The 20423-nt window shown below is 75.2% G+C and carries 16 protein-coding genes and 1 riboswitch; of the genes, 12 read left to right on the top strand and 4 right to left on the bottom strand.

Annotated elements, in window-relative coordinates:
* Positions 1-2: 2 nt before the first annotated feature.
* From RM446_RS03935 to cobJ, 3 genes are read left to right on the top strand one after another with little or no spacing between them, the layout of a single operon-like run.
* A complete protein-coding gene (locus RM446_RS03935) occupies positions 3-455 on the top strand; it encodes a GNAT family N-acetyltransferase (protein WP_311543938.1) in 453 nt (150 codons plus the stop codon).
* On the top strand, positions 452-1684 hold the full coding sequence (gene cbiE / locus RM446_RS03930; RefSeq protein ID WP_311543700.1) for a precorrin-6y C5,15-methyltransferase (decarboxylating) subunit CbiE: 1233 nt from the start codon (positions 452-454) through the stop codon (positions 1682-1684). Before RM446_RS03935 ends, cbiE begins: the two co-directional genes overlap by 4 nt.
* Positions 1685-1733: 49 nt before the next feature.
* Complete coding sequence (cobJ, locus tag RM446_RS03925) at positions 1734-3494, top strand: precorrin-3B C(17)-methyltransferase (protein WP_311543699.1); 1761 nt, start codon at positions 1734-1736, stop codon at positions 3492-3494.
* A gap of 21 nt (positions 3495-3515) precedes the next feature.
* Here cobJ and RM446_RS03920 read toward each other — a convergent pair whose 3' ends face one another.
* The 4 genes from RM446_RS03920 to RM446_RS03905 form a co-directional block, all read right to left on the bottom strand.
* Complete coding sequence (locus tag RM446_RS03920; protein ID WP_311543698.1) at positions 3516-4397, bottom strand: energy-coupling factor ABC transporter ATP-binding protein; 882 nt, start codon at positions 4395-4397, stop codon at positions 3516-3518.
* On the bottom strand, positions 4394-5149 hold the full coding sequence (gene cbiQ, locus RM446_RS03915; RefSeq protein ID WP_311543697.1) for a cobalt ECF transporter T component CbiQ: 756 nt from the start codon (positions 5147-5149) through the stop codon (positions 4394-4396). Before cbiQ ends, RM446_RS03920 begins: the two co-directional genes overlap by 4 nt.
* 6 nt (positions 5150-5155) lie before the next feature.
* Positions 5156-5521 (bottom strand): energy-coupling factor ABC transporter substrate-binding protein, encoded by a 366-nt coding sequence (locus tag RM446_RS03910; protein ID WP_311543696.1) that lies wholly within the window; start codon positions 5519-5521, stop codon positions 5156-5158.
* A 3-nt stretch (positions 5522-5524) separates the two neighbouring features.
* A complete protein-coding gene (locus RM446_RS03905) occupies positions 5525-6304 on the bottom strand; it encodes an energy-coupling factor ABC transporter permease (RefSeq protein WP_311543695.1) in 780 nt (259 codons plus the stop codon).
* Positions 6293-6499, bottom strand: a riboswitch (cobalamin riboswitch). (Overlaps the previous gene by 12 nt.)
* Before the next feature lie 159 nt (positions 6500-6658).
* On the opposite strand from RM446_RS03905, the gene RM446_RS03900 reads away from it, so the two are divergent.
* The 9 genes from RM446_RS03900 (at position 6659) to RM446_RS03860 (ending at position 20360) form a co-directional block, all read left to right on the top strand.
* Positions 6659-6853 carry a 4Fe-4S binding protein gene (locus RM446_RS03900; protein ID WP_311543694.1) on the top strand — a complete coding sequence of 65 codons (195 nt, stop codon included), beginning with the start codon at positions 6659-6661 and terminating at the stop codon, positions 6851-6853.
* A 45-nt stretch (positions 6854-6898) separates the two neighbouring features.
* Positions 6899-7495 (top strand): precorrin-8X methylmutase, encoded by a 597-nt coding sequence (locus RM446_RS03895; protein WP_311543693.1) that lies wholly within the window; start codon positions 6899-6901, stop codon positions 7493-7495.
* Positions 7496-7773: 278 nt separating this feature from the next.
* A complete protein-coding gene (locus RM446_RS03890) occupies positions 7774-8712 on the top strand; it encodes a sirohydrochlorin chelatase (RefSeq protein WP_311543692.1) in 939 nt (312 codons plus the stop codon).
* A complete protein-coding gene (gene cobC, locus RM446_RS03885; protein ID WP_311543691.1) occupies positions 8702-9754 on the top strand; it encodes an Rv2231c family pyridoxal phosphate-dependent protein CobC in 1053 nt (350 codons plus the stop codon). Before RM446_RS03890 ends, cobC begins: the two co-directional genes overlap by 11 nt.
* A gap of 112 nt (positions 9755-9866) precedes the next feature.
* The gene (cobT, locus tag RM446_RS03880) at positions 9867-12512 is read left to right on the top strand and encodes a nicotinate-nucleotide--dimethylbenzimidazole phosphoribosyltransferase (RefSeq protein WP_311543690.1); all 2646 of its coding nucleotides are present in this window, start codon (positions 9867-9869) and stop codon (positions 12510-12512) included.
* A 327-nt stretch (positions 12513-12839) separates the two neighbouring features.
* Positions 12840-14150: a uroporphyrinogen-III C-methyltransferase gene (gene cobA, locus RM446_RS03875; protein WP_311543689.1), complete on the top strand. Its 1311-nt coding sequence runs from the start codon at positions 12840-12842 to the stop codon at positions 14148-14150.
* Positions 14151-14182: 32 nt separating this feature from the next.
* Positions 14183-16015: a GTPase gene (locus RM446_RS03870; protein ID WP_311543688.1), complete on the top strand. Its 1833-nt coding sequence runs from the start codon at positions 14183-14185 to the stop codon at positions 16013-16015.
* A complete protein-coding gene (locus tag RM446_RS03865; RefSeq protein WP_311543686.1) occupies positions 16012-18579 on the top strand; it encodes a GTPase in 2568 nt (855 codons plus the stop codon). Before RM446_RS03870 ends, RM446_RS03865 begins: the two co-directional genes overlap by 4 nt.
* Positions 18580-18968: 389 nt before the next feature.
* Entirely contained in the window at positions 18969-20360 is a 1392-nt protein-coding gene (locus tag RM446_RS03860) for a GGDEF domain-containing protein (RefSeq protein WP_398694403.1), read from the top strand.
* The last annotated feature ends 63 nt before the right edge of the window (positions 20361-20423 follow it).

Here is a 20423-nt window from a genome sequence, read left to right as displayed (position 1 = left end):
CGATCCGGCGGGCGCGCCCCGACGACCTCGCAGCGCTGGTCGGGCTGCTGGCCGACGACGTCCGCGGCGCCGCGCGGGAGACGCCAGGCGACCTCGCTCCCTACCGCGAGGCCTTCGCCCGCATCGACGCCGACCCGCGCACGCTGCTGGCCGTGGCCGTGGGCGGCGGGACCGTGATCGGCACCCTGCAGCTGACCTACCTGCCCGGCCTGTCCCACCGCGGCGGCACCCGCGCGCAGATCGAGGCGGTGCGGGTGGCCGCGGGCGAGCGCGGCAGGGGGCTGGGCGGCCGCATGGTCGCCTGGGCCGTGGAGCAGGCGCGCTCCCACGGCTGCCGCATGGTGCAGCTGACCTCGGACGCGGCCCGTGCCGACGCGCACCGCTTCTACACCCGGCTGGGATTCTCCGCCTCGCACGTCGGCTTCAAGCTGGCGCTGGAGGACCCGCGCGCATGATCACCGTGATCGGAGTGGACGGCGGGCCCCTGCCGCCGCGGGCCGCCGACGCGCTGGCGTCGGCGGTGTGCGTGGCCGGAGCCCCGCGCCACCTGGACGCCGTCGCCGGTGGCATCGGCGACGGCGCCGAGCGGGTGCCCATCGGCGACCTGCGCGCGGCCACGGACGCGGTGCTGGCCGCGCGCGGTCCCGCCGCCGTGCTGGCCTCGGGCGATCCCGGCTTCTTCGGCGTCCTGCGCAGCCTGCGCTCCCGCGGCGCCGACCCGGAGGTGGTGCCCGCTGTGTCCTCGGTGGCCACCGCGTTCGCGCGCATCGGGCTGCCCTGGGACGACGCCGTCGTGGTCTCGGCACACGGCCGCGCCGACTCCGGACGCGGCGTGCGGCGGGCGCTCGCCGCCGCGCTCGCCCATCCCAAGGCCGCCGTGCTCACCGCCCCTGGCGGCGCGGGGCCCGAAGCGTTCCTGCCCGAGCTGCTGCGCGCCGGCCGCGAGGTCCACGTCGCCCAGCGCCTCGGATCGCCCGGCGAGGAGGTCGTGCGCATCGCCCCGGGCGATCCGGTGCCCGAGCGCGACTGGGCCGCGCCCAACCTCGTGCTGGCCGTGGACCCCGAGCGCGCGCTCGCCTCCGCCATGGCCTGGCTGCCCGGCCACCAGGGCGCTCCGCCCCAGTGGGCCCTGCCCTGCGACGCCTTCGAGCACCGCGCCTCGCTGATCACCAAGCCCGAGGTGCGGGCCCTCGCCCTGGCGCGGCTGGCTCCGCGGCCCGGCACCGTGGTGTGGGACGTCGGCGCGGGCAGCGGTTCGGTCGCCGTGGAGTGCGCCAGGTTCGGGGCACGCGCCGTCGCCTTCGAGCGCAACGCCGCCGACTGCGACCGCATCCGCGCCAACGCGCTCGCCCACGGGGTCGGGGTCGAGGTGCACCCCGGCGAGGCCGCCGCGAACCTGCACGGCGCCGCCGCACGGCTGGCGCCCGACGCGGCGTTCGTCGGCGGGGGAGACGACGCGGTCGCGGCCGCGGTCCTGGCCCACCGCCCTCGGCGGGTCGTCGCCGCTCTGGCCTCGCTCGACCGCATCCGCCCGCTGCACGACATGCTCGCCGCAGGTGGCTACACCGCCGAGGGCACCCAGCTCCAGGCCTCCGGCCTGGCGGGCCTGCCCAGCGGTTCCCTGCGGCTGGCCGCCGCCAACCCGGTGACCGTCCTGTGGGGCGTCCGCCGGGACGAGACCTGAGACGCGCCCCCACCCCCGCTCCGCCGACGCACCGACCGGAAGGGCCCAGATGACCGACAGCGGCGCCATCGGCGTCATCGCCGTGACCGAGCGCGGCCGCACCGCGGCCGGCCGCCTGCAGGCGGCCTGGCCCGACCGGGTCCGCACCTTCACCGAGGACCGCGCGGGCGAGCAGCTGCGCAGCGCCTTCGCCGACTGCGGCGCCGTGGTGGCCTTCCTGGCCGTCGGCGCCGCAGTGCGCGCCCTGGCGCCGGTCCTCGGCGACAAGCACACCGACCCGCCGGTGGTCTGCGTCGACGAGGCGCTGCAGCACGCGGTCGCGGTGCTGGGCGGCCACCACGGCGGCAACGCCCTGGCCGGCGAGGTCGCCGGAGTGCTGGGGTGCCGACCGGTTGTCACCACCGCCAGCGACGCCGCCTCGGCCGCACCGCTCGACTCCTACGGCGCCGACCTTGGCTTCACCGTCGCCGACACCGCGCCGTTGGCGCCCGCCGGCGCCGCGCTGCTCTCGGGCCGGCCGGTGCGCCTGGAGTACGGCGGCGCCCCGGCCTGGCCGCTGCCGCCTCTTCCCCCCAACGCCTCGGCCGGCACACCGGCGGAATCGGCGGAGGCGCTGCTGCGCATCACCGACCGCGCCGCGGCTCCGGAGGCCGCACCGGCGGTGCCGACCGTCACCTACCGCCCGCCGTCGCTGGTGGTGGGGGTCGGCTCGGCGCGCGGCGCGTCCGGCGAGGAGGTCGGAGCGCTCGTCGACCGGACGCTGGCTGAAGCGGGCCTGGCCGCGCAGTCGGTGCGCGCCCTGGCCACCGTCGACGTCAAGGCGGATGAGGAGGGGATCCTGCGCGCGGCCGCCGAACGCGGCTGGCCGGTGCGGATCTTCTCCGCCGACGAGCTCGCCGGAGTCGACGTTCCCAACCCCAGCGACGTGGTGCGCGCCGAGGTCGGTACGCCCAGCGTCGCCGAGGCCGCCGCGCTGCGCGCCGCCGGGGAGGACGGGGCCGCCGCCGAGCTCGTGGCGGCCAAGCACAAGTCGGCCAACGCGACCGCCGCCGTCGCGCGGCTGCGGCCACGCGGCCGCCTCGCCCTGGTCGGACTGGGGCCGGGCGCCCGCGACCTGGCCGCGCCGCGCGCGCTCGCCGAGCTGCACCGCGCCTCGGTCGTCGTGGGGCTGGACCAGTACCTGGACCAGGTGCGCGACCTGCTGCGCCCGGGCACGCGCACAATGGCGAGCGGCCTCGGCCAAGAGGAGGAGCGGGCCCGCACCGCGGTGGCCGAGGCACGGGCGGGGGCGGCCGTCGCGCTCATCGGTTCGGGCGACGCCGGGGTCTACGCCATGGCCAGCCCCGCACTGGACTTCGCCGGTAGGGACATCGACGTCGTGGGTGTGCCCGGAATCACCGCCGCCGTCGCCGCGGCGCACCGGCTCGGCGCCCCTCTCGGCCACGACCACGCCTACATCTCGCTGTCCGATCTGCACACGCCGTGGGAGGCGATCGAGCGCCGCGTGCGCGCGGCCGCCGAAGGCGACTTCACTGTCTGCTTCTACAACCCGCGCAGCCGCCGCCGCGACTGGCAGCTGCCGGAGGCGCTGCGCGTCCTCGCCGGGCACCGGCCCGCGGCCACGCCCGTGGGCTACGTGCGCAACGCTGCCCGCGGCGACGAGCACGCCGCGGTGACGACCCTGGCGGCGATGCTGGACGGCGAGGCCGAGGAGGTGGACATGTACACGGTCGTCCTGGTGGGCAGCTCCGCCAGCCGCACCGTCGCGGGGCGCTTCGTCACCCCGCGCGGCTACACCTGGCGCGGCTGAGGCCCGACCCGGCCGGGCGCATCAGCCGCGTGCACCGTCGGCCTCGTCGAGGAGCCGCTGGACCTCCTCGGGGGTGGCCGGGCCGGGGGCGCCGGGAGGCAGCAGGCCCGCCGCGCGCAGGGCTCGGTCCGTCGCGGGAGCCCAGGGCGGGCGCAGCCGGGCGGCCGCGAGCAGGGCGGGATCGGCCAGGATCTCGCGGGCCGGTCCCGAGGCGAGTCGCCCGCGGTCGAGCAGCAGCACGGTGTCGGCCCAACGCCAGGCGAGGTCCACGTCATGAGTGGAGACCACCAGCGTGGTGCCCGCCGCACGAAGCCCCTCCAGCGTCTCCACCAGCGACTCCACACCTTCGGGGTCCAGCCCCGCGGTGGGCTCGTCGAGCACCAGCACCGAAGGCCGCATCGCCAGGGCGCCCGCCAGCACCACGCGCTTGCGCTGCCCGTAGGAGAGCAGGTGCGTGGGCTGCTCGGCCAGGTCGGTGATCTCCAGCGCCTCCAGCGCCCAGGCCACCCGCTCGCGTGCCGCGTCGGTGTCCAGGCCCAGGTTGAGCGGGCCAAAAGACACGTCCTGGGTCACGCTGGCGGAGAAAAGCTGGTCGTCGGGGTCCTGAAAGACCAGCTGGACGCTGCGCCGCAGCTCGGCGAGTGCGCGGCGGCCGCGCCGCACCGGCTCGCCGCTCAGGCGGATCTCGCCCTCGCCGGGTGTCAGGCTGCCCGACAGGAGCCGCAGGAGAGTCGTCTTGCCGCCCCCGTTGGGGCCGAGCACGCCCACGACCTCGCCGGGAGCGATGTGCACGTCGAGTCCGGCGAACACCGGCGCGGAGTCGGGGTAGCCGAAGGAGAGTCCCAGACCGGCGAGCGCGGCGGGCGGGGCGGCGGTTGCGTCGCCGCCGGGAGCGGTGGTCACGGGCGTGCTCCAATGAAGACGTAAGCGGCGGTCGCCGCGGCCACCAGCAGCGGCGGAAGGGCGGCGGCGACCAGCGCGGCGGGCCGCAGGGGCAGCTCGTCGACCAGTACCGTCAGCTCTCCTGTGTAGCCGCGGCATTCCAGGCCGCGCTGCATGCGCTGCGCGCGGTGGAAGGTGCGCACGAACAGTGCGGCACCCAGCGACCCGACCGAGCGCACCCAGGCGCGCCGGTCGACGTAGCCCAGCCGGCCCGCCTGGGCGGTCTGCACGCGCCGGGCGCTGTCCAGCGTCACGAACAGCATGCGATAGATCAGCGCGACCACCTCCACCAGCGCGGCGGGCAGCCCGATGCGCGTCAGCCGCGGCAGCAGGTCGGCCAGCGGGGTCGTGAAGGCGAAGAGCAATTGGCAGCACACCGCGGCGGCGGCGCGCCCGGTGATCTCGCCGGCCCGGGCCGGGCCCTCGGGATCGAGAGCGACAGCGCCCTCTGGTCCGCCGACGGTCACCAGCAGCGTCAGCGACCCGGTCACGATGAACAGCAGCGGCCCCCAGGCCGTGCGGGCGAAGGCCCGCGGCGACACCCGCGCCGGCCCGAAGGCTGCGGACAGAGCGACGGCGGCCACCAGCGGCGCGGCGGGCCAGGTGGGCAGCGCCAGCGCGCACACCAGCAGCCCGCCGAAGAACAGCCCCTTGGCGGCGGGGTGCACCCGCCGCCAAGGACTGGCATAGGCGGCTGCGTCGATGGCCAGCACGCGCGGCTACCGCTCGGTGGAGCCGGAGTCCGCCTCGGCGGTCTCGGTGGGCGCGGCCTCAGGCGGGACCGCCCCCTCCTGCGCCAGCCTGCTGCGCGTGCGCACGACGCCGAAGTAGTAGCCGATGATCCCGGCGCCGATCGCGGCCTGCAGGGCGAAGATGCCTGACTCGATCTCGCCGGAGGGCGGCTCGTAGACCGCGGTGAACCACGGCTCGTAACCGCGGTCGATCTCGGCCACGGCGCCCCGGGCCTGCGCGTCCGCACCGGCGAAGGGCTCCTCCAGGTGGCTGCCGGAACCGATGAGCAGGGGCAGTACGGCGATCAGCGCGGCGGCGGCGATCAGCAGCCAAGTGGTCGCGGTCCTCGGCATCTCTCAGCCCGCCTTGTTCTCGGTCGCCACGGCCGCATCGGCGGAGGAGGCCTCGGCGGTGCGCCGCGGAAGCACTCCCAGCCGACGCAACTGGTCCGGGTTGACCCGGCACAGCAGTCGCACGAGCACCACGGTGACCAGGCCCTCGATGACGGCCAGCGGGATCTGTGTCACCGAGAAGATCCCGGCGAACTTCGTGAAGGAGCCGAGGAACCCGGAGGCGGAGTCGGGGAACGCCAGCGCCAGCTGGACGCTGGTCATGGTGTAGGTCGCCAGGCTGCCCAGCGCGGCGGCGCAGAACACGGCCGCGCCCAGCGAGGTCTGCTCGCCGGCGGAGGCGGTGGCCGCGCGCACGAGCCGGTAGGCGCCGTAGGCGACCCACGGTCCCACCACCGCCATGGAGAAGACGTTGGCGCCGAGGGTCGTCAGCCCGCCGTGCGCCAGCAGCAGCGCCTGGAACAGCAGGGTTATCGTGCCCAGCGCGGCCATGACGGGCGGGCGGAACAGCAACGCGCCCAAACCGGTGCCCGTGGGATGGGAGCAGCTTCCGCTGACCGAGGGGATCTTGAGCGCCGACAGCACGAAGCAGAACGCCCCGGCGGCGCCGACGAGCAGCTTGGCGTCGGGGTCGGCGCGGACGGCCTGCGTGAGCGACCGGACACCGTGCGCAACGAACGGGGCCGCGGCGGCGGTCCAGGCGGCAGCGTGCTGCCAGGGCAAATAGCCTTCAGCGATATGCATCTCGGGGGACCCAACTTCCAGCACCTCGTGGACGGTCGTCACGCCGTGGCCGGTCTCCTGGCTGACGGGTCGCCGCCCTCCGCCGGCCTTCCCAGAAGCAGCGTCGCTGGTGCTTCCAGTGGCCTGCGCCGACCCGCCGCGAACGGCGGGCGGGGCATCGGACTTCCCGCTCACAGTGGCGAGGGCCGCGCCGGTTTCGTACCGGACTTCCCGAACACCACGGCCCATCGAACGTACGGCCCGAATGGCGGATCCGCAATGGGAGGACATCCCGGCCGCGCCGCCTCGGGTGTCGCCTAAGCCCCGTGTACGCTGGGCCTGCGCCGCGCTTGAGGGGTCCGCCGCGCCGCCGCGGTGGCACTGGTCTCAGCGCCGGCGCCGCACGGAAGGAGCGCCTTGGCCGACCCCGCCGAGCCCGCCGTCCCGGTGGCTGTGACATCGTCGTGCACGGCCTGCGGAGCCTGCCTGCTGACCTGTCCGGAGCACGCGCTCCGGCCGCAGGGCGGGCGCCTGGCCGTACTGGGCGACAGATGCACAGGCTGCCTGGAGTGCGTGGAGATCTGCCCGGCCGACGCGATCGCCGTCCTGTAGGACCGGCCGCGCCGGCCGAGCCGGAGCGAGGGGGAGGAGACGACCGTGCAGCGGCGGGTGCACCCGATCGAGACCGAGTCCTTCGCCATCCTGCGCTCCCGCGTCGACCTGGGCCACATGCCGCCGCTCAGCCGCGCCGTGGCCGAGCGGGTCATCCACTCCAGCGCCGACCTGGACTACGCCGCCGACCTGGTGATCGACGACTCCGCGGTCGAGAAGGCCGCCCGGCTGCTGGACGAGGGTGCACCGGTGGTGACCGACGTCGCCATGGTCGCCGCCGGCATCACCGCCCGCGACTGCGTGTGCCACATCTGTGACCGGCGCGCCGAGCGCCTGGCGCGCACGGCCGGGATCACCCGGTCTGCGGCGGCGGTGCGCAGCGCCTTCTCCGACGTCGGACCCGGGGCCGTCTGGGTGGTGGGCTGCGCCCCCACCGCGCTGGCCGAGATCGTCGCCCGCCGGGTCGAGCCCGCGCTGGTCATCGGATTGCCCGTGGGGTTCGTGGGCGCTGCGGAGTCGAAAGCCGAACTGCGTGCGAGCGGGCTTCCGCAGGTGAGCAACGTCTCGGAGAAGGGCGGATCGGCGGTCGCCGCTGCGGCGCTGAACGCTCTGCTGTACGGTCCCGTACCCGTACCCGAGTGAGCCGGCCGCCGTCGGCGGCGCGCCCCGAAGCGCGCGCCGGCACGGCCCGCTGAACGAGGAGTGAGAGAGGAGGAGCCGGCCACCGCGAACAGGCGGCGGCAGTCGGCGCCGCACGGTGCCCAGCCGACCGCGCCGCGCAGCGGCGGACCCCGCGGGTCCGGCCTCCTGCGCCTCCGAGCACACCGCCGTCGCAACGCGGCTCTCCCCCCGAACCGACAAGTCGGACAGCGCTGCCCGCAGGCGTGTCCGAAACACCCCACTCACCGGTTAGGAATCGGATGCAACCCCCTTTGCTGCTGGTCGGACACGGAACCCGCGACGACAAGGGCGTAGCGGACTTCGAGGCGTTCGTCGAGCGCCTGGGCCGCCGCTTCACCGACCGCGAGGTCGCCGGGGGCTTCATCGAACTCTCGCCGCCACCGCTCACCGAGGCCGTCGGCGACCTCTACGCCAAGGGCCACGAGCGGGTGGTCGCCCTGCCCCTCATGCTGGTGGCCGCCGGCCATGCCAAGGGCGACATCCCCGGCGCGCTCGCCCGCGAGAAGGAGCGCCACTCCGGCTTCGACTACGCCTACGGGCGCCCGCTCGGCCCCCACCCGACGGTCCTGCGGCTGCTCGCCGAGCGCCTGGCGGAGGTCCTCGACACCGCGCCGTCCGACGGCGGCGCCGACGGCGACGACACCGAAGCCCAGACCACCGCCGTGCTCCTCGTCGGCCGCGGCTCGACCGACCCCGACGCCAACGCCGAGGTGTGCAAGGTCGCGCGCCTGCTGCAGGAGGGGCACGCCGCCGCGCGGGGCGTGGACTTCGTCGAGCCCGCGTTCATCTCGCTTGCCCGGCCCAGCGTCCCCGAGGGCCTGGAGCGCATCCGCCGGCTCGGCGCCCGGCGCATCGTCGTGCTGCCCTACTTCCTGTTCTCCGGCGTGCTGCCCGACCGCGTGGCCGACCAGACCACGGAGTTCGCCGGCGGGCACCCGGACCTCGACATTCGCTGTGCGCAGGTCGTCGGCGACTGCGACGGGCTGGCCGACGTGATCGCCGAGCGCTACGACGAGGCCCGAGCGGGCGACATCCGGATGAACTGCGACACCTGCGTCTACCGCATCGCGCTGCCCGGCTTCGAGGACAAGGTCGGCGCCGCCCAGACACCCCACCACCACCCCGACGACCCCGCGCACGGCCACGGCCACGGCCACGGGCACGGCCATGGGCACTGAGGCGCCCGACCGCACCGCCGCCGAAGGCGGCCCCGACCTGCGCCACCACGGCGACGCCGAGGCGGGGCCGGGTCTGCTCGACTTCGCGGTCAATGTACGCGCGGGCACCCCGCCGGACTGGCTGGCCGAGCGGATCGCGGCGTCGCTGTCCGGTGCCGCCGCCTATCCCGATCCCGCGCCGGCCCGTGCGGAGGTGGCCCGCCGCCACGGCCGCGACCCGGCCGAGGTGCTGCTGACCGCTGGAGCGGCCGAGGCGTTCGTGCTGCTCGCACGGGCCCTGCGGCCGCGCCGCGCCGTCGTGGTGCACCCCCAGTTCACCGAGCCCGAAGCGGCGCTGCGCGCGGCCGGCCACCCCGTCGAACGCGTCGTGCTCCCGCCGCCCCGCTTCGAGCTGGACCCGGGGCTCATTTCCGAGGAGGCCGACCTGGTCATGGTGGGCAACCCCACCAACCCCACCTCGGTACTGCACCCGGCCGCCGCGCTGGAGCGCCTGGCCCGGCCGGGCCGCGTCCTCGTGGTGGACGAGGCCTTCGCCGACTGCGTCCCCGGCGAGGCGGAGTCGCTGGCCGAGCGCACCGGCGTTCCCGGGCTCGTGGTGGTGCGCAGCCTCACCAAGACCTGGGGTCTGGCCGGGCTGCGCGCCGGCTATGTGCTCGCCGAGCCCTCCGCCGTCGAGCTGCTGGCAGGAGCCCAGCCGCTGTGGTCGGTCTCGACTCCCGCGCTCGCGGCGACCGCGGCCTGCTGCGAGCCCAGCGCCCTGGCGGAGGCCGAGGCGTGGGCGCGGTGGCTGACCGGTCGGCGCGCCGAGTTCGCCGCGGAACTGGGCGATGCGGGCTTGCACGTCACGCCCGCCGCAGCGGCTTCGTTCCTGCTGGTCAAGGCTATCGGCGGGGAGCCGTTGAGGCACCGGCTGCGGAACGCGGGCATCGCCGTACGCCGCGGCGACACCTTTCCCGGGCTGGATTCCGACTGGCTGCGGGTGGCGGTGCGCGACCGGGATACTTCGCTCCGCCTTACCCGGACTCTGGCAGAGTTGCGATGAGATCGCTGCGAGGCGGCGGGTGCCCGCGCGGCGTGGTGAGGATTGCGATGCGTGTATCCAGTGCTGACGACAGCCGGCGTCCCATGCCGCCGGCCCGTCCTGGGGGGACGAGATGACCGGTGAGGACCGGCGCCGCGGCGCCGAGGACAACCCCGAGTCCGAACGGTGGAAAGGGCTGCTCGACGATCTGCCCGAGACCGGCCGCGGCTCGGGGAGCGCGCCCTCGCGAGAGCAGGAGTCCGACGCACGCACCGCGCAGCAGCGCCCCAACCCCTTCCACGCCCCGGTCGAGCGGCGGCGCGGCGGGGGAGCCGGCGGTGCGCACACGCCCTACGAGCGTCCGAACGTGATTCCCTTCCGCGGCGCCGGCCAGGACCGCGACGCGGACGTGGAGGCGGACCGCGGGCGAGAGGACCCCTCCGAGCGCGAATGGGACGCCGCCGAGCAGGACTCCGCACGGGCCAGCGGTTCCGGGCGGGACGCCGGCGCCGCACACGAGCGGGACCACGCGAGCGCGCCCGCCGCGCCGCAGGCACGCCACCAGTATCGAAGCGAGCCCCGCGAGACCGGCCGCGGGCAGCAGCATCCCCCAGGGCCGCAGCGCAGACCCGGGGCCGACGCGCCCCCTGCCGCGCAGCCTGCACCCTCTCCCGCACCCGAGCCCGCCCGTACCCGGGAGCGCGCCGCCGATCAGCGGGCGCCCGCCCCGATGGCACCGCAGTACCCGCCGCCCTCCCGGGCCTCCGCGCCGGGACCCGCCTCGCGCGGGGCTCCCGCGGGACAGCCCGAGCGCGCAGCGCCCCGGCCCGGAACACCCGCGGCGCCCGACCGCGAGGCGCCCGCCGCGGGCGGCGCCGAACACGGACCACCGACCCCGAACGAAGTTGATTCACCTGTGAACGCACACGCCGCAGCCTCCTACCCGGAGCACCCCGACGACTTGGACGGCGAACGCGCCGAGGCCCCCGCGGCCGGCGCGCAACAGCAGGCGCCGGAGCACGCCGCCGCCCCCGGCAGGGGCAGTCCCGACGCCCACGCCTACGGCGACACCGAGCGCGACGCCGTCTACCGCGCAATCCGCGAGCGCCGCGACGTGCGCATGGGCTTCCGCCTCGACCCCGTGCCCGACGCGGTCTTGGAGCGCATCCTCGACGCCGCCCACCGCGCGCCGTCGGTCGGCTACTCCCAGCCGTGGGACTTCATCGTCGTACAGGACGAGGACGTCCGCTCGCGCGTGCAGAAGCTGGTCCAGGCGCAACGCGAGTCCTACGCCCGCGCCCTTCCCGGCGCCCGCGCCCGCGCGTTCTCCGGGCTCAAGGTCGAGGCCGTCCTCGACACCCCCGTCAACATCGTGGTCACCGTCGACCCCACCCGCGGCGGCCGCCACACCCTGGGCCGGCACTCTCAGCCGCAGACCGCCGCGTACTCGACCGCACTCGCCGTGGAGAACCTCTGGCTGGCCGCGCGCGCCGAGGGTCTGGGCGTGGGCTGGGTCAGCTTCTTCGAGGAGCGCGAGCTCGCCGCGTCGCTGGACCTGCCGCCGCACCTGGAGGTCGTGGCCTACCTGTGCGTGGGCTACGTCGAGGACTTCCCGCCCGAACCCGAGCTGGCGATGGGCGGCTGGGCGCGCGGGCGCCCGCTGCACTGGGCGGTCCACCGCGAGCACTACGGCCGCCGCGGCCTGCCCGGCCAGGCGGCAACGAGTCTGTTGGAGGAGACCATCGCGGCCATCGGCCCCCTGAACCAGCGTGCCGTCAACGACGCCGAGGAACGCCAGGCGGCCATGACCAAGCCGCCCGGCTCGCTCGGTGTGCTGGAGGAGGTCTCGATCCGGCTGGCGGGACTGGCCGGGGAGTGCCCTCCGCCGATACCCGAGCCCGCCGCCGTGGCGATCTTCGCCGGCGACCACGGCGTGCACGCCCAGGGCGTGACCTCCTGGCCTCAGGAGGTCACCGCGCAGATGGTGCACAACTTCCTCGGCGACGGCGCCGTGGTCAACGCGTTCGCCGAGCAGGTGGGAGCCGAGGTCACCATCGTCGACGTGGGCGTGGCCTCCGACCTGCCCGCGGTGCCGGGTCTCCTGCCGCGCAAGGTCGCCCGCGGCACCGCCGACTTCACCCGGGGCCCGGCGATGAGCCGCACCCAGGCGGACTACGCCATCGAGGCCGGCATCGAGGTCGCCCGCGACCTGGTCTCGGCCGGCAACCGCTGCCTGGTCACCGGAGACATGGGCATCGCCAACACCACCCCGTCGGCCGCGCTCGTCTCCGTGTTCACCGGGACCGACCCGGCCGAGGTCACCGGCCGCGGCACCGGCGCGGACGACGCCGCGCTGGAGCGCAAGATCGAGGTGGTGCGGCGCGGGCTCGCAGCCAACGAGACCGACCCCGAAGACCCCGTGGGCGTGCTGGCGGCCGTGGGCGGCCTGGAGCACGCCGCGCTGGCCGGGTTCATCCTCGGCGCCGCCGCGATGCGGGTACCGGTCCTGCTCGACGGGGTGATCGCCGGTGCCGCGGCGCTGGCGGCGGCCAAGCTGGAGCCGCTGGCGCTCAACGCCTGCTTCGCCGGGCACCGCTCCACCGAGCCCGGCCACGCCGCGGTGCTCTCCCACATCGGGCTGCGCCCGCTGGTCGACCTGGAGATGCGGCTGGGCGAGGGCTCGGGTGCGCTGCTGGCGCTGCCGATCCTGCAGGGGTCGGCGCGTGCGCTGCGCAATGTCGCGACCTTCGACTCCGCGGGAGTCTCGGAGCGCGGCTAGCACCGGCCAGTACCGAAGGGACGTGCGGTCCGCGGCGCCGCGGAGCCTCCGCCGCGCCGCGGGCTCCGCGGGAGCCGCGGACCGCACGTCCCGTCGCTGACGGCGCGGCGAAACGGTGAGCCACCGGACAGGCCGTACCCGTGTGCGGGTATTAGAGTGAACAACGGCACAGGATGCGCCGGTTGATGCCGCAATCAAAGCGTGACCCCCGTTTGACACAGTGATCGGCGGGGTGCATGCGCTGCCGCCCGCGATCCGCGACACGGCGCGGGCACCGGCGAGCCCCGCGGGGGCTGAAGTGCACGGCGCGATGTGGAGGCAGCCTCGGTGACCTATCTTCTCGGCCTGCGGATGGACGGACGCGACGCCCTCGTCGTGGGCGGCGGCCGCGTCGCCCAGAGGCGCGTGCCCGTCCTGCTGGAGTCGGGAGCCCGGGTCACCCTGGTGGCGCCCCAGGTCACCGCCACCCTTGAGGATCTCGCCGACTCGGGGCGCATCACCTGGCACCGGCGCGGGTTCCGCGCGGGCGACGTCGCGGGAGGCGGGCTCGGCAGCTTCTGGCTGGTGCACGCGGCGACCGACTCCGCCGAGACCAACGCCGCGGTCGCCGCCGAGGCCGAAGGCGAGCGGGTGTGGTGCGTACGCGCCGACGACCGCCACGCCTCGGCCGCCTGGACCCCCGCCACCGGCGGCGCGGCCGGCGTCACCGTCGGCGTGGTGGCCAATGGCGACCCCCGGCGCGCGGCCGGGCTGCGCGACGCCGTCGTCGAGGGCCTGGCCGACGGCTCGCTGGACGCCCGGCGCGGCCGCGAGCGCAACCGGGGAGTGGCGCTGGTGGGCGGTGGGCCCGGCGACCCCGGCCTGATCACCGTGCGCGGCCGCCAGTTGCTCGCCCAGGCCGACGTAGTGGTGGTCGACCGCCTCGCCCCCAACTCGCTGCTGGAGTCCCTGCCCGCCGACGTCGAGATCGTCGATGCGGCCAAGATCCCCTACGGGCGGTCGATGACCCAGGACGACATCAACGACGCCCTCGTCCGACACGCCCGCGCCGGAAGGTTCGTCGTCCGCCTCAAGGGCGGCGACCCCTTCCTCTTCGGGCGCGGCGGCGAGGAGGCGCTGGCGTGCGCGCAGGCGGGGGTGCCGGTCACCGTCGTCCCCGGTATCACCAGCGCACTGGCCGCTCCCGCCGGCGCGGGCATCCCCGTCACCCACCGCGGCGTTGCCCAGGACGTGCACGTGGTCTCCGGCCATGTGCCGCCGGGCGACCCGCGGTCCACTGTCGACTGGCCCGCGCTGGCCCGCGCAGGAGGTACCGTCGTTGCCCTGATGGCCGTCGAGCGGATCGAGGCAATCGCCGCCGCCCTGATGGAGCACGGGCGGGCGCCCCAGACCCCGGTGGCGCTCGTCCAGGAGGCCACGATGCCCACCCAGCGCACCGTCCGGGCCACACTCGCCACCGCCGGGCGCGCCGTCCGCGAATCCGAGGTGCGCCCGCCGACCGTGATCGTCATCGGAGAAGTGGTCGACGTGGCCGGTGAACTTGACATACTGCACATGGGGCGCGCTGAGTCGGGGCCCGGCGGCGCCTCCGCCGATACCGCCGTCGGCGACCCACCCGAGGGGAATCGCATCTTGTGACCGCGACGACCGATGAGGAGGGCGGAAGCGCTATGTCCCGGCCGTCTGCGACGACGGAAGCCACAGGGGCGGGCAGGCCCGAGCCGCGTACCGGCGAGGCGGCCGACGGGGACCGGGTCGCCGCCGGGCGCCATGAACGCGCCCCCGCCGCCGCCCAGGAGAACCAGGGCGCCAAGCACCGCGGCGACGACTCCTTCGACGCCCGATTCGAGAAGGTCCTGGAGAATCTGGGCGGTCGGATCCGCGCCACCGAGTTCGCCGAGGGCCTGCCCGGAGCCCGCGAAGGCGTCACCGCCCGCAGCAACCTCCTGCACCAGCTCGACGACTACGTCCTCCCGCGCGTGCGCCGCCCCGAGACCCCACTGCTGATCGCGGTCGCAGGCTCCACCGGAGCGGGCAAGTCCACCCTGGTCAACAGCCTGGTAGGCGAGCAGGTCACCACGACCGGGGTGCGCCGCCCCACCACCAACAGCCCCGTGCTGGCCTGCAACCCGGCCGACGTCGACTGGTTCAGCGAGGCGTCGTTCCTGCCCACCCTTCCGCGCGTGCGCCAGCACGGCCTGGCCATGCCCGGCAAGGACGGCATGCTCGTGCTGGCCCCGAGCGAGGCCATGCCCCGCGGCGTGGCCCTGCTGGACACGCCCGACGTCGACTCGGCGGTCTCGGCCCACCACGAGTTCGCCGCCAAGTTCCTCGACGCCGCCGACCTGTGGGTGTTCGTCACCACCAGCCGCCGCTACGCCGACGCCCGTGTATGGGAGTTCCTCCAGGTGGCCCGCGACCGCGGCACGTCGCTGGCCGTGGTGCTCTCGCGCGTGCCCGAGCGCGGCCACACGCAGCTCGTCCAGCACTTCGGCGCGATGCTGGAGGCCAACGGGCTGGGGGACGCGCCCCGGTTCATCGTCCCCGAGACCGACCAGATCTCGGAGGAGCGCTTCACCTCCAACGTGGCCGACCACATCCGCGAGTACCTCGCCGACGTCGCCGGCGACCTGGTGCAGCGCGACCGGGTGTCGCTGCGCACCTTCATCGGGGTCATCGACAGCTTCCGCACCCGGGTACCCGACCTCGCCAAGCAGGTGGAGGTCCAGGTCGAGGCCCGGCGCGCGCTGGAGTCGGCGGTGAAGTCGGCCTACGAGGGCGCCGGCGCCGAGATCGACGAGGCGCTGCGCGACGGTGAGCTGATGCGCGGCAACCTGCTGGCTCGCTGGCAGGACATCGCCTCCAGCGGCGAGCTGATGCGGATGATGCGCACCCGCGGCAGGCGCAAGCCGCGCGGCGACCAGGACGAGGAGTCGCGCGTGCGGGGGCTGGAGCACGCCGTGCGCGACAGCCTCGAGTCGCTGGTGGTGGCCTCGGCCGAGCGGGCCGTCGAGAAGGCCGCCGACGAGTGGGAGGCCGTGCCCGGCGGCGAGGACATCGTCGAGCGCGCCGGCGGGCGCCGGCTGCCCGAGTCCTTCGTCGAGCGCGTCGGAGGGACCGTCTCGGAGTGGATGCACCGCGTCGGCGAGATGGTCTCCGCCGACGGCGCCACCAAGCGCTCGGTGGCGCGCGTGATCCGGTTCGACAAGCAGGCGTTCACCCTCGTGCTGATCGTGGAGCTGCTGGGCTACGACGCCGCGGGCGCCGCTTCCGAGCGCAGATCCGGGCCCTCGCCCAACCGCCTGCTCAAAGGTGTGTTCGGAGCGGATTCACTGCGTAACATCAGTAGCCGGGCCCGTGATGATCTGCGGCGGCGGATCGGCACGCTGCTCTACGAGGAGCGCACCCGCTTCACCGACACGCTGGCGGCGGTCAAGCTGCCCGAAGAGGACGACGCGGTCCAGCTCTACCAAGCGACGTACAACCTCGAGATTGCGCGATGACGACTCATTGGAACGCCGCTCACGCGGACGAGGGGCCCGGGCCGGCGGGGAACGGCGGCGCCGACCGCCCTCAGCAGAGCCGGACTCCGGGCGCCGAGGAGGACGCGCGCAGCGGCGACCAGCCGTGGAACGGCTACGTCGTCCCGGAGACCGAGGAGCGCACCAGGGCGGGCTGGGCGCCGCCCGAGGGTGACGCCTGGCCGGCCTCGCGCCCGGTCGGACCGCCCGCCTCGTCCTACCCTGCGCTGCGGCGCGCCGTCGACCAGCAGTCGGGCACCGACGATCCGGAGGAGGGCCGGTCCGAGGCGGAGCCGCCACGCGGCGGTGCGCCGGCGGCCGAAGTACCCACCGCACCGGTGCCCGTCGTCGCTTCGGAGGCGGAACCGGAGCCGGGGACGCCTCGCGCCGAAGCTGCGGAGTCCTCCTCGGAACGGCCCGACAGCGCCGGGGACTCCGACGCCCCGGACGGTTCCGATTCCTTGCCGAAGCGGCTCCCGCGCCGGTCCGCCGGCGAGTCCGGGCCGCGCCAGGCCCGGCGCGAGCAGGAAGGCGAGTCCGTCCCGGGCGCCGGGGCCGCCGAGCCCTCCGGCCACGGCCGCCACGCCGCCGCGGCGCCGCCCGGGTCGGCTCCGACCCGCCCGGCGGGCGCGGGCCGCGGTGTCCGCCGAGGCGACCCCGACGACCCCGACCGCCTGGCCGACTGGGTCGGCAGCCTCGCCGACGCCGAAGAGACCGGCATGATCGCCGGTCGCCGCACCGGGCCGATGCCGGTCGTGGACCCGGTTGAGGACACCTCTGCCGATGCCGGGCTCCGGCCGCTGCCGGAGCCCGCCGCGCAGCACGAGGCGCCCGCCGGAGGCGCAGCCGGGACGCGCTACTGGGCGGACCCCGGCGACCCCGGCGGCGAGGAGTACAGCCCCGCGGTCGCCGATGACTTCTGGGAGCCGATGCCCGAGGTCACCCGCGAGCAGCTGATCGCCCGGCTGGACGCGGTCTCGGCGCTGGTGGGCATGGGGGCCGACGACTTCGACCCCGACCTCGTCGAACGGGCCCAGAACCTGCTCGACCACGCCGGGGCCCGACTCCGGCTCTCAGGCGAGCACACGGTGGTCGCCCTGGCCGGCGGCACCGGCAGCGGCAAGTCGTCCCTGTTCAACGCCCTGTGCGGGCTTGACTTCTCACGTGTGGGCATCACTCGCCCCACAACCTCCGACGCGCACGCCTGCGTGTGGGGCAACGAGGGCGCCGAAGGACTGCTGAGCTGGCTGGGCGTGCCGCGGCGGAACCGCCACTCGCGCACCAGCGAGCTCGACAGGAACGACTCCGAGCTGTCCGGGCTGCTGCTGCTGGACCTGCCCGACCACGACTCGGTGCGCGCCGAGCACACCGCCGAGGCCGCCCGCCTGATCGGCTCCTCCGACCTGCTCGTGTGGGTCCTCGACCCGCAGAAGTACGCCGACGCCGCCGTGCACCACCGCTACCTCGCCGAGATGACCGGCCACGGCTCGGTCACCGTGGCCGTGCTCAACCAGGTCGACCGGGTCGCTCCCGAGGAGTTGGAGGAGCTGCTGACCGACCTGCGCCGGCTGCTGGAGACCGAGTCGGGCGTGCATCCGCGCGTGCTGACCACCTCCACGGCCACCGGCCAGGGCATCCGCACGCTGCGCTCCCTGCTGGCCGAGACCGTCTCGCAGCGCCGGGCGATGATCGACCGGCTGGCGGCCGACCTCGACCGCGTCGTCGCGGAGTTCGAGCGCTACCACGGCGACGTCGGCGAAGCCGCCACCGTTGTGCCTGACAAGGTGCGCTCCGGGCTGGTCGGCGACCTGGTGGAGGCCGGCGGTGTCGAGGCCATCGCCGACACCGCCGAGACCGCCTACCAGCACCGCGGCGAGGGCCGCGTCGGCTGGCCGCTGGCCCGGTGGGCCAAGGGACTGCGCCGCGACCCGCTGAGCAAGGTCGGCGGCGAGTTCGCCGGCAGCACCGACCGCTCCGCGCCGGTCGAGGCCTACGGCGCGGGCATCGACAAGGCCGCCGTCGACGTCGCCGACCACGTCGCCGGCGCACTGCCGGCCCCTTGGCCGCGCCGGGTGCGGACGGCCGCTCGCAGCGGCCTGGACCGGCTCCCCCGGGAGCTGAGCGAGGCCGTGGCCGCCTCGGTGCCCGACCCCCGAGACACGCCCGCGTGGTGGCGGTTCGTGCAGGGGCTGCAGTACGTGCTGGTCGGCCTGGCCGCGACGGGTGTGCTGTGGTTCTGCACGGTGCTGGTCAGCTGGCTGGCCGGCGGACTGACGGGTGTCGCGATGCTGGACGCCCCGATCTTCCTCGGCTTCGCCGCCGCGACGGCGGTGGCCACGCCCGTGGCGGGCTGGCTGCTGGGGACCGGATGCGCCAACCTGATCGCCGTGTCGGCCGTACAGCGGCGCGAGCAGGTCGAGCAGCGCAGCTCCCAGCGCGCCCGCGAGCTCGCTGAGCAGCGCATCCTCGCCCCGGTGGAGCAGGAGCTCGCCCGCTACGCCGAGGCGTGCAGCGCCCTGGCCACCGCGCAGGGCTCGCAGGCCTGAGCCCTCCCGCACGCTCGGCCGGGACGGCGTTCGGCGCACTCGCCGTGCCTGCGCGGCCCCCGCATTCTGCCGCGATGCCGAATCCCCCTGGGACAGATGTCACTTACCGCACGTGACCGGTGACCGAAAGTGCGTCGTCGATTCCGGCCCGGGCGTGCGTGGAAGGCTCCTGCGATTCGATTCGGCCGCGGGGGCGGGCGTTTCGGGCCCGCAATCCACCGGTTCAGCTGAATTCTGCACAATCGGCGATTAGAATATCACTGACTGTGATTCATTGTGGGGCCTCAGCGATCGGCACCGGATGCGCGGAGGGCACGCTCAGCGCGGCCCGCGCCGCCGTCTCCGCGGTGCCGCGCTGGACGCACTGAACGCGAGCGGGGGAGATCCACGTGGCGGTGGCCGAGCGGGGCGCGGTGGGCCGCAAACTGCGATGGTGGCATCGCCAGCCCTCCTGGCCGCTGCTGTCCCAGCCCCGCGGTCTGGCCGTGCTGATCGGCGTCGTCGTGGGCGGAGCCGCCCTGCTCGGTGTCGGTGCGGCGGCGCTCACCCCCATCCGGGGTGCGGAGCTGGCCACCTTCGGCGCGCTGGTGGTGTGCGCGGGCCTGTGCGTCGAGGCCATGCGCCGGCTCGGCAAGCCGTCGGGGCTCACCCGCGACCTGTTGGGCGCCTGGTGGCTGCCCACCGTGCTGATGCTTCCGCCGCTGTACTCGCTGATGATCCCGATACCGGTGTACCTGCTGCTGCAGTTCCGCATCCGGCGTGCCGTGGTGCACCGCAGGGTCTTCAACGCCGCGTCGGTGGGCGCCGCCGGGTTCGCCGCCTCGACGCTTTTCCACGGAGCGGTGGCCGACGACTGGTCCCAGGCGGTGGCGCTGCCTCTGGCGGCCACCGAAGGCGCCATGTCCTCGGTGCAGGGCGCGCTGCTGGCGCTGGCCTGCTGCGCCGTGTTCACCGTGCTCAACAACCTCGCCGTGGCCGTGGCGATGTACCTGAGCGGCACCGGCGCACCGTGGCGCAAGATGCTGTGCGACCGCGAGGCGCTGATCGTCGACGGCGTCGAGCTGTGCGCCGGCATTACCGCGGCCATCGTCACCGGTCTGTCGCCGCTGCTTCTTGCGGTGGTGCTGCCACCGGTGCTGCTGCTCCAGCGCAGCCTGCTCTTCCAGCAGTTGCAGACGGCCGCGCGCACCGACCCCAAGACCGGCCTGCTCAACGCGAGCACATGGGAGGCCGAGGCCGGCACCGAGATCGCGCGGTCGCGGCGCGCGGGGGAGTCTGTGGCGGTGCTCATCGTCGACATCGACCACTTCAAGGCAGTCAACGACACCTACGGCCACCTGTTCGGCGACCACGTGCTTTTCGGGGTGGCCACCACGCTCACCGGACAGCTGCGCTCCAGCGACGTCGTCGGGCGGTTCGGCGGCGAGGAGTTCGTGGTGCTGCTGCCCGGCGCGGACACGGCCGAGGCGTGCCGCATCGCCGAGCGGCTGCGCCTCCGGGTGGGCAGGATGGGGCTCAAGGCCGACGGCACGGAGGTGGCGATCACCGTCTCGCTGGGCCTGGCCGTCCTGCGGGAGCACAGCGACGACCTCGTGGGGCTGCTCGCGGCCGCCGACCTCGCCCTCTACCGCGCCAAGGGAGCCGGACGCGACCGGGTGTGCCTGCCGGTGCTCGCCCGGCCCGAGATCCCGGCTCAGCTCGGCGCGCACGGTGTCACGCACAGCGAGGCGGTGCCGTCGGCGCCCGGCGGCGCGGCGCCCGAGAGCGACGACCCGGACTGAGCGCGCCGCGCCGCGCGGCACCGTCCACAGGCCGCGGATCGGCGTTGTGCGGGGAACCGTAGC

The organism is Streptomonospora wellingtoniae (genome assembly GCF_031845375.1).
Taxonomy (GTDB): Bacteria; Actinomycetota; Actinomycetes; order Streptosporangiales; family Streptosporangiaceae; genus Streptomonospora; species Streptomonospora wellingtoniae.
The sequence above is the reverse complement of the archived record's forward strand: the minus strand, read 5'-3'. Positions and strand labels throughout refer to the sequence as shown.

Bases quoted from the DNA above. Each gene is read 5' to 3' on its own strand.
- cbiE (WP_311543700.1), top strand. From the start codon at position 452: ATGATCACCGTGATCGGAGTGGACGGCGGGCCCCTGCCGCCGCGGGCC.
- cobJ (WP_311543699.1), top strand. From the start codon at position 1,734: ATGACCGACAGCGGCGCCATCGGCGTCATCGCCGTGACCGAGCGCGGC.
- RM446_RS03910 (WP_311543696.1), bottom strand. From the start codon at position 5,521: ATGCCGAGGACCGCGACCACTTGGCTGCTGATCGCCGCCGCCGCGCTG.
- RM446_RS03890 (WP_311543692.1), top strand. From the start codon at position 7,774: ATGCAACCCCCTTTGCTGCTGGTCGGACACGGAACCCGCGACGACAAG.
- cobC (WP_311543691.1), top strand. From the start codon at position 8,702: ATGGGCACTGAGGCGCCCGACCGCACCGCCGCCGAAGGCGGCCCCGAC.
- cobT (WP_311543690.1), top strand. From the start codon at position 9,867: ATGACCGGTGAGGACCGGCGCCGCGGCGCCGAGGACAACCCCGAGTCC.
- RM446_RS03870 (WP_311543688.1), top strand. From the start codon at position 14,183: ATGTCCCGGCCGTCTGCGACGACGGAAGCCACAGGGGCGGGCAGGCCC.
- RM446_RS03865 (WP_311543686.1), top strand. From the start codon at position 16,012: ATGACGACTCATTGGAACGCCGCTCACGCGGACGAGGGGCCCGGGCCG.